General features: G+C 44.2%; 3 protein-coding genes. All 3 read right to left on the bottom strand.

Annotation, left to right across the window (positions count from 1 at the left end):
- Positions 1 to 4,249 (bottom strand): beta strand repeat-containing protein (locus FGM01_RS14355; RefSeq protein ID WP_166435239.1); only part of this gene is annotated, 4,249 nt, incomplete at its 3' end.
- Positions 4,250 to 4,259: 10 nt separating this feature from the next.
- The gene (locus tag FGM01_RS14350; RefSeq protein ID WP_166435238.1) at positions 4,260 to 9,719 is read right to left on the bottom strand and encodes an Ig-like domain-containing protein; all 5,460 of its coding nucleotides are present in this window, start codon (positions 9,717 to 9,719) and stop codon (positions 4,260 to 4,262) included.
- Between the two features lie 716 nt (positions 9,720 to 10,435).
- Positions 10,436 to 10,807: OmpA family protein (locus tag FGM01_RS14345; protein WP_143411832.1), on the bottom strand; the 372-nt coding region annotated here is incomplete at its 5' end.

Raw genomic sequence — 10,807 nt, 5'->3', positions numbered from 1 at the left:
TGGCTTCATAGGTCGCGGTATAGGTCCAGGTCTCATCGACCTCCATAATGTCATTGGAGTTCGAGTCTCCACTTACATAGGCTGGTCCAGTGGTTGCCTGAGGATCTACTACAGCGACATTGGTCAAACTGGTATTCCCCGTATTGTCCACCACAATGGTATAGGTTAGCGTTTGCGGAGCAGCGATATCAGTCGGTGCTACGGTATTGGTTACGGTCAGTGTTGGCGATTGAGTAATAGTGGTTGTTGCATCATCAGTTACCGCAGTAGTTACTTCCGTTGTAGTTACACTGGCAGTATGTACAATATCACTTCCATTATCAATATCAGCCTGTGTGGCTTCATAGGTAGCGGTATAGGTCCAGGTCTCATCGACTTCCATAATGTCATTGGAGTTCGAATCTCCACTTACATAGGCTGGTCCAGTGGTTGCCTGAGGATCTACTACAGCGACATTGGTCAAACTGGTATTCCCCGTATTGTCCACCACAATGGTATAGGTTAGCGTTTGCGGAGCAGCGATATCAGTCGGTGCTACGATATTAGCTACGGTTAGCGAAGGCGACTGAGTAATAGTGGTTGTTGCATCATCAGTTACCGCAGTAGTTACTTCTGTTGTAGTTACGCTGGCAGTATGTACAATATCACTTCCATTATCAATATCAGCCTGTGTGGCTTCATAGGTCGCGGTATAGGTCCAGGTCTCATCGACCTCCATAATGTCATTGGAGTTCGAGTCTCCACTTACATAGGCTGGTCCAGTGGTTGCCTGAGGATCTACTACAGCGACATTGGTCAAACTGGTATTCCCTGTATTGTCCACCACAATGGTATAGGTTAGCGTTTGCGGAGCAGCGATATCAGTCGGTGCTACGGTATTAACTATGGTCAGTGTTGGCGATTGAGTAATAGTGGTAACAGTTGGGTCATTAAGGGCAGGCGTATCAGGATCATCAGATAGATCATCAGATACGTCATCAGTTTTCCCTGGGCTATCCCCGGTGGCTGAAGCCTGGTTTGAATAGCTTCCCGCATCAATATCTGCCTGGGTTAGGGTATAGTTCGCAGTTACACTGGCCGTTGCACCAGGCGCTAAACTTGCGATGGTATTACTACCTGTAAAGGTAACTCCGTTATCGGTAATCTCAATATTAGCAAGGGTTACATTCCCTGTATTCCTTACGGTGATGGTATAGGTAATGATATCTCCTTCAGAGTCATCTCCTGAAGAATCGGTATCTGCCAGGCTATCGGTTTTAGTAAGCTCCATGGCAGCGATATCATCATCGTTTATGGTAGAGGTTGCCTCGCCATTGGTTCCTGTAATGCCTACATCCTGACCATTAGCATTTGCTATGCTCATTGTACCCAGGAAGGTTTCCTGGTTTTCTATAATTTCATCACCTAATATCTCCACAGGTATATTAACCTGGGAGCTTCCACTTGCAATTGTGTAACTTGTATTGGACTGGGCCGTATAATCCTGGCCATCTAGAGCCGAACCATCGATGGTGTTAAAGCTCAGGATAATATTTTCCTGAGCAAGAGCACCACCATCTATCCTTGCTACAAAATATCCTGTTTGAGGATCCCCTGTTTCTGTAATTTCAAAGCCTTCAAGGCTTATTGTGATCGCATCATTGTCATTGATGGTTCCTGTTGCCGAAATGAAAGAATTCGCGGTATTGGAACTGGTCACGTTTGCTGCAAAAGTAAAGTTTTCCTGGGCTTCAGTAAGGGCATCATCTATCGTAGGAATTCTAACCAGCATACTGGTGATTCCGCTTGGAATAATAATATTGCCTGAAGAATAGTTAGTCCAAGTTGAACCGTCATCAGAGCTATATTGTAATGGGGTGCCGGTATCTGTCCCAATAGTGGCTGTTCCATTGGATAATTGGGGAGTGAAACTAATATCAGTAGAACTAATTCCGGTAAGGGAGATCAGGAAATCCACGTTCTCACCTTCGGTGACCGTTACGTCACCGATGGAAAGGGTTTGACTCGCATCAATCGACTCCTGATCTTCAACCCCACCGAACATTCCACCTCCCACCGGATCTCCGGTGGCTGAGGCAGTATTGGTATAAGTTCCTGAATCTATATCGGTCTGGGTTACGGTATACTGAGCGGTATAATACCAGCTCTCCCCGGGCTCCATGATATTATCATTATTTCCTACAAGATCTGTCTGTTTCACCACTCCCGGTGAGGCATCTGCTGTAACGTCTGTTACATTGATATTGGAAATACTAATATTACCGGTGTTTTCCAAAGTGATTCCATAAGTTAAAACATCACCCGGTGCAGTATAAGTCTGATTCGTCGGGTTTTGAGCTTTCGAAATAGTCCATGCAGGGTTCCTTGATACCGACGTGGTAGCAGTGGCAACTTCGGCAGTGCTTAGTTCATCGGCTAAAACACTGATGGTATTTGTAAGGCTGGAATTATTATCTATATCTTCCTGGCTAACGGTGTAGGTAGCGGTATAAGTCCAATTCTCACCTACTTCCAGGTTTCCATTGGCATTCATACTTTCGCTAGCTGTGCTAAGGGTTCCTATGCCCGTCGTACCCGGGAATGTTTCGGTAGGGGTGACATTGGTAAGGGTTCTAGAACCATCATTGGTCAAGGTGATATTGTAGGTGATCCTGTCACCCGGTTCATCCACAAAAGTTCCTGCCGGACTCGAATCGGGGTTGGTAATTGAAACCTGGGTCTTGTCAACGCTTAAAATGATGCTTCCATCAACCGGGGTATTTTCTGTAGCATAGGAGGGACCAGGTATCTGGAATGTTTCTAATTCTGCAGTATTGATCAAAGGTATATTGGCATCAATATCTGCCTGGGTTACGGTATATGAAGCGGTATAGCTCCAGGTTTCTCCTACCTCCAGAATATCATTTCCGTTCACACCTGTTCCTCCGGTTTCGGTTTTAGCACTTAAAGTGCCACTACCGGCTCCAGGGAAAGAATCGCTAAGATTTACATTGGTAATGGTAATATTCCCGGTATTCTCAATGATAATATCATAATTGATCACATCACCAAGCTGTTTTACAGGGGAAACTGAATTTCCATCGGCCTCGGCTGAATTATAATTCACCGTGGTTTGAGTTTTTGTAAAGGCAACCTGTGGATTTTGCAGTGCTTCAACTATTATCTCCTCCGTATCGTTAGAGGTAGGGGTCTCTCCAACCTCATAGGTATTGTTTCCGTTTTCATCGATATAACCATGTACGGTCGCGGTGTTCGCTACCTGGCCATCATCTATATTTTGCTGGGTAACCGTACGGGTCTCTGTATACACCCAGGTTTCACCAGGATCAAGAGTACCAATATTAGTGTCATCACCAGATACATAGGTAATACTACCCGGATCTGCATTAGGATCGGTAACGGTAATTACATTGATCCCATAAGTACCATTATTTACAAAAGTTATTTCATAATTAATTACCTGTCCCACGCTCTCGTAATTAACGGGCATAGGATTACCGTCTATGTCTATGGCGGTAAGGGTAGCTACAATATCGGGAGCAATTACATTTAACTCATAGGTACAGGTTGAAATATTTCCGCAATCATCTTCCACCGTCCAGGTAACACTGGTTACCCCTAAAGGAAGGCTATACCCATCCAGAGTTGAAGTGCCATTGAGATTGTTCGTGATGGCAAATGCAGAGCTGCAATTATCGGTGATACTGCTAATGTCAAATTCAGTACCGGAAACCGTATACTGGGTTTCAGTTTGCGGGACTATTACATCTCTATCACTTATACAACTTATAGTGGGGGCGGTAACATCAGCAATGGTTATAATTTGGGTGGCCGTGGTGAAATTGTCACAGTTATCAGTAACGGTAAAGGTTCTGGTAACAACTTCGGTACAAGATCCATTATCGGTAGCATCGGTATAGCTTATTGAAGCGATATTACCATTGTCTGTTGCACTGGCTCCGCTTAAGCCTTCATACTCGGCAAGGCTTAAGGAAACAGGGCTGGTACTATAACCCCATAACGGATAGGTGTTGGCTATATCATTGCGGTCACAACCGTCTATGCTTATATCGTTTGGAGCGGTTACAGTTGGAGCCTGGGTATCAGATACCGTTACGCTCACCTGGCTGTAATCATCTTCCTGTGCCTGTGCATTGATGGAGCAAAAGACCATCAGGAACGTCATTAAAATAAATGACACTTTAAGTCTTAAGCTTTCTTTTTGCAATGTGATGTAATTTTTCATCATAAGCTGTTTTTTAAAGTCCATTACCAGGAGTGGAATCCGGATCGGCTCTTTCACTGGTGATTATCTCAGCCGTGTTGGTAATCGCTCCACAATTGGGACCGATTTCAGCTGTAATTTGCAGACTTACCACGTTCCCCGGTGAGGCGGGGTCAATGGTTATTCCTGTTAGATCCCAGATACCAGTGGTTGGGTCAAAAGTACCTGAGCTCGGGGTTCCTGTTATATTGAGTAAACCGGCAGGCAGATTGTCCTGCACCTGCACCTGGCTTACACTAAAGGGGCCTGAATTGGTTAGAGTAAGGGTGAATGTTATAACATCACCTATAGTTGGGTTGGCATTATCTACCGTTTTTACCAGGCTTAGATCTGCTTTACAGGCCACGAAAACATCCGCATCCAAAAAGTCATATACCGGCGGGTTGAGCGAACTTACGGTATAGTCTACGTTTCCGCTATTTGCTCCGCTGGTGACCTGAACGTCGTCTGGGATACCATCTGTACCTACAGGTGAGGCCGGGAACTTATAATCACTGGTAGGATCAGAGGTGGCTCCTGCTTCAATGGCATCGCTACATCCGTCACCATCGCTTTCCAGATCAAAATGATTTGGAATTCCATCATTGTCCAGGTCATAGTCTGAACATATTCCGAAGGAATTAATATCTCCAGAACAGTGGTCTGGATCCATATAATTAGGAATACCGTCATTATCACTGTCTATGGCCGGATCTGCCCCATAGGATTCTGCAGTATCCAGCACGCCATCATTATCATCATCAAGGTCTACGGAATCTACTATCCCGTCATTATCATTATCATTGAAGGAGGTATCCCTGTAGTCCACATCACCTCCCGCATATACATCATCATCTTCGTCAGGGAAATTATCTGCCTGGGTATTATCGTATATGCCGTTAGGATCTGCATAGGTATCTCCGGCGGTCCCATCATAATTATTGTCGAGACCGTTGCTGCCTACCGGATTGTTGGTTCTACCACCGGTATTGGATACTACTACTGTATTAGCTTCAATGATATCAGCTTTTGTATCATCATCTGAATCCAGGTCGAGATAATCTGGAGTTCCATCCCCATCAGTATCAACCGGAAAAATCGCATTTCCCTGGTTATAATCATAAGAATCCACAATACCATCCCCATCGGTATCTGAAGCGGCAAAGGCTACATATCCAAGGGTGGTTTGTCCTTCGATATTATCTGGTGTAGTATCATTATCTGAATCAAGATCTAGATAGTCTGCAATCCCATCCCCATCAGAGTCAAGAGCCTTATGGATTCCGCTAACTGAATCATACATGGTAAGTGGGGTGCCACCCATAGGAGTGCCCATATTTGTTACGATAACACTGGAATCAGTAGGATCTGTAACATCATTATTAAAGATTATGTCCAGTACATCGGCAAGGCCGTCGGCATCTTCATCATTGGCATTACCCGCACCATAGACCCCGTTACCTTCAGGGTCTTCTCCACCGGCTTCAATTACATCTGCGATCCCGTCGTTATCAGAATCCAGGTCGCGGTAATCCATGTAGGAATCACCATCGGTGTCTATAGTGACTAGACCCTGGGTAGGGTAGGTACCACCGTCACGATTGGAAACCTGTAATGGTACACCCTGTGAATCTACATCTGCAGTGCCTAAGAGCCCGGAACCAGGAGTTCCGTTCCCGTCCTGATCAAAGATGCCACCTCCTTCAAGGTGATCTGGAAGGCCATCGGCATCAGAATCAAGATCAAAACTGTTCTGTAGTCCATCACCGTCTAGGTCAATTATCCCGTCAAGTTCGTCTGTATCCAGGATACCGTCATTGTCATCATCAAGGTCATAAAAATCTGAGATTCCATCATTATCATTATCCTGCTCCGATTTTTCACGCCAGTCCCGGTCTCCTCCAACCGGATCGTTGTCTGGTTGGGTAAGTGGAGTCTGGCCGGAGTTAGTCACGTTACTTATACTATTGGTTCCGTTGACGAGGTCAAATACATTGGATAATCCATCCCCATCATCGTCCGCAACACCCGGATCTATCATTCCATCAGACAAGTTAGAACCAGTTTGATTATTTCTCTGATCAAATGGGGTGAAATCTGATGTATTATCGATGTGATTTTCAATTATATCAAACGAGCCGTCGTCCTCAGAATTGGTATCGGCAAAATCGGGTTCGGTACCTCCATCAGTATTGACATAACCAATACCAACTCCGCCATTGTTTACATCGTAGGCATCATCAATTCCGTCACCATCGGTATCATTTCCGGAAGGAGCCACATAGGCAAAGGTGGATTGAGCTTCCACGTTGTCTATGATCCCATCATTATCTGTGTCTATATCCAGATGGTTGGGTAATCCAAGATTATCGAAATCCCGGTTAAGCAGGAATTCATTTCCTCCCAGTACGTTCCCGGCATTATCTGGATCGTTGGTATCTGCAAGTCCATCCCCGTCTGAATCTGCAGGGATACCCTCCCCGACAATTCCGTCGTTATCGGCATCGATTACTGCGGAATTTGACTCATAGGTGTCCGGGATACCGTCCCCATCTGAATCCAGATCAAGATAATCGGGTAGAGGATCATAATCAGAATTCCTTATTACAGGGAAGGAAGGGAGCGCATCTAAAGGATCGTGCCAGCCATTTTTGTTATTATCAGTAAAACCATCTATTATACCATCATGATCGTTATCGTTGTGACTGGAGTTGTTGGAAAAGGCTTCGTAGGCGTCAGTCAATCCATCATTATCTGAATCCACATCCAAAAAGTCGTATAGTTCTGGGTCAATCTCTGCAGATTGATCAGTATTTCTTGTGGGCTGAGCCAGGATTCCGCTATCGGGGAAAGTTTCCGCAGAGTCTGCCAGACCGTTGGTTCCATATGGCCCTGACAGCATTCCGTCATTATTGGGGTCGTCGTAACCTGCCTCTCTTACATCTGGAATTCCGTCATTATCGGCATCCAGATCAAGATAGTTAGGAACCAGATCTGAATCTTTGTCTGAATCGCTATCCAAAGTTTTCGGGTTCACAAAGTTAGTCACACAATCAAATTCCAAGTTATGAGTTATGGTCGTGCTACCTACAAAACTTACATTGGCCACAACACCCAGCCTTACCCTAAAGACGGAAAGATCGGTGAATTTAGCTGATAGATTGATGTTTGGATTGCCATTGCCTGATCCTGAATATGGCGTTTCACCACCCTGGGCAATTATCCATGGATCGGCCCTATTTATAAGAATTTCGGTTTCTGTTTCTATGGTGTAGCTGTCTGGGAAATAAACCCAGTTTTGTTCACTATAAAATGAAGATCCGTCTATATCATTATAGTTCACTAAAAATTCAGGTACAGAAACTGGTACCGGGGAGGTAGTTTGAGAAGTTCCTGATTCATAGAACCTGAAAGTAAATTCCACATACCCCTGTTCGCCGTTTGCCATATTCCTAAGCTCAGTTACAGGTTTAAATGAACCGGAATTGGTGCCGTCATCGTCTATAGAACTCAAGGTGAACTTATTGCTGTCAAATCCTGTGATTATTACTACAGCTTCTATGCCCGGAGCTACATTTGTAAACAAAAATTCATCTCCAACCCTTGAATTGTTATTACCAGAAAGTTTGGTTGGAGAACTGAAATTTAAAACGGTATTACTCCCACATACCGGTTGGGAATTTTCAAATGGTTGTTCAATAGTGTCGGGAATACCGTCATTGTCATCATCAATATCATCCCGGTCTGGAACTGTATCATTATCAGAATCTTTCAGTACGGTAACGGTTACAAGGGCGATATCGCTTAACGGGCCGTTATATTCAGTACCAGAAGGTGTTGCGTCAAAAACCTCATATTCAAAGGTATCAACTCCAAAGAATCCGGGATTCGGGGTGTAGCTTATGGCACCTGTTACAGGGTCTACACTAAGCGTTCCATTCTGGGCATTTATAGAAAGCCCGCCAACGCTTACCGAGCCAGGAACAATATTGTTATCAAGGTCGGTGTCATTGGCTACTACATCTATAACTACCGGCCCCCGGTTTTCTACCACTTCTGCTTCATCAAAGTTAGCACAGGGCTGGGCGTAAACTACGGTTTCATTAAAGGTTTCGGTACAGCCCTCCAGTGGAGCCCCACTTAAACGGTAGGTACCGGGTTTGGTGGCCACGGCGTTCATCCCTATAAAGGTTTTCTGCCCGTTGGAAAATTCCCCATCTACAGTGGTCCAGCGATAATAAGCAGCCGGGTCTGGCACCAAAGGAGAAAGGCCTAAAGTCGTGTTCCCGCATATAATGTAACCGGGATCATCCCTTTTGATCCTGGTATCGGTATATGAAGCACCCAGGAAATCATAAGGTCCGGCAAAATCCTTTAAATTCGAGGTGAAGGAAGAAGAAGACCTTGATTTTACAAGGAGTTTTGTAAAAGGAGCGTCACAGGCATTCCCTGTAGATAAACTAGGGTCTATACCCAGTTTTGATAGATTGAGGCCTACCTCTGCAAAATATCCCGGGTCATAATTAGTAGTATAAGGGTTTGAATTACTATAAAAGGTTCCCCATGGCGGCCCTGTAACCTGGCTGGAGTTTCCGGTACTGAACACACTTCCCGACGGAATGATTATTTCGGCATAGCCGTATTCTGAATTGGTTCCTGACCCGTCAAAATTGGGTCCCCAGTTAAAATTCGCCGGAGTTACATTCTGCCAAGTGGTTCTTTTAGTCCAGATCCTTAGAATTACGTTCGATACGGTAGATCCATTAAAGGAGAATCCTGCGATCATATCTCCCGAACGCGTAACATTTCCAGATGCGTCAAAAACCCAGGGGGTATGTCCTCCGGTATTATTTTCACCGGCGTTTACAAATCCGTTATTGGTGCCATTAGTCTCAATTGGCTGAGCGTATAATTCGAAGTCAAGAAAGTGGTCCCCCGAGTTGGAAAGGGTAGATACTCCCATATTCAGCCACATATTCTGACCGATGGTTAGCCCCGCTCTTCTTAAGTGAGCATAGGCATCTACAATATCAGATTTGTCTGGTACGTTTTCATTCTGGGAAGTAGCCCAGGTCAGGTTGGGGTTATCCCCGTTTTTTCCGCTTGAACCTGTAAAAGCAGTTCTGTCACGACCATATCCTTGATTGCTAAGGTCAACATGGTCCCTACCATATACGGCATCATATAGAATATAACCACCTACTTCTTCATATTGCGGATATTTGGAACCAACCCTAAAGGCCTGGTTCTTTATTGTTGGAGAGTTTATAGCCTGGTAGGCAGCCGTATTGGATTCATCTATGATTCCATTGGCCGTTGGTCCCTGGAACCAGTCATCTGCAGTTGGGGAACTGGAAGGCACACCGGAATAAACATTCCCTCTAATGCTAAAGTTGGATGGATCACCCTGTTGTGCATATAAACTATTGGCTGCAGACAATAGGAGTATAGTCAAACAAAATAACAGGTTTGATTTTCGGAGAAGTAATTCTTTCCTCATAGGTTAGTCTCTTTAATTAAATCCAACAATATATATTGAATTAGGGCAACAAAGTATTGCTGATCTAAATCAATAAATCATGTGGGGTTTAACACCGGGTAAAAAAGTGGGGACTTACCCAAGAGAAGTGTGGGGGCGACTCTTTAAAGATGTTTTGGTAAAACTATTTCAAAAAAATTGCTCAACTAGCTGTTTTTCAAAATATTAGTTAAAATGCCGTTTTATATCGATAAAAAACACAATCCTGTAGGTTAAAATTGGTAAATTCTAACGTTTTGCCTTACAAAATTGCCGGTTAAATTTTATTTTTTGAAGGAAAATATAGGGGAAAACCCTTATTTTTAGGCTGTTTTATAGGTTCAAATGACGGGTTCTTAGGTGTGTGGAAAACGGCCCTTACAAAGGTTTAAATTAAACTGATTCTGTCAGTAAAATCCTCAAAATATTTACCCCTATTCTTTACGGATATAGGCTTTTGAATTCTGCCAATTTATAAAAGCGAAAAAGGTCCGGGCTAGAGGCCGGACCTTTTTCTTTGCAATCGAATTTGTTGGGGTCGATTGAACTTTATAAAGAGGCTAACTGGTTTATCCCACCTGCAACATACATTGAAACTCAATCAGGGGGTGAGGATCAACCAGCTTAGCCTCTTCTTCAGGTTAGTTAGACCTTTATTGCATTTTCACGACACTAAATTTGGATCTTCGGTTTAACTGGTGGTCTTTTTCTGAACAACGATCACACGGGATAGCCGGCTGTGTTTCTCCATAGCCCTGATATGCGGCGATCCTCTCTGGAGCAATACCATTGGCTACCAGGTAATTATAGGTAGCTTTGGCCCTGCGTTCAGCGAGTTTTTCGTTATAGGCATTGCTACCCCTGCGGTCTGTATGGGAGCCTATCTCGATGACCAGTTCCGGATAGTCCTCGGTCATGAGTTTGATGAGCTTATCAAGTTCTTTGGCCGCATCGGGACGTATGTTGGATTTGTCAAAATCGAAGTAGATGTTCTCTATTTCAGCTAAATAATCGGGATCTTCTAC

Source organism: Christiangramia sabulilitoris, from assembly GCF_007050985.1.
GTDB lineage: Bacteria > Bacteroidota > Bacteroidia > Flavobacteriales > Flavobacteriaceae > Christiangramia > Christiangramia sabulilitoris.
Note: the sequence above shows the minus strand (reverse complement) of the source record. Positions and strands in the feature narration are given on the sequence as shown.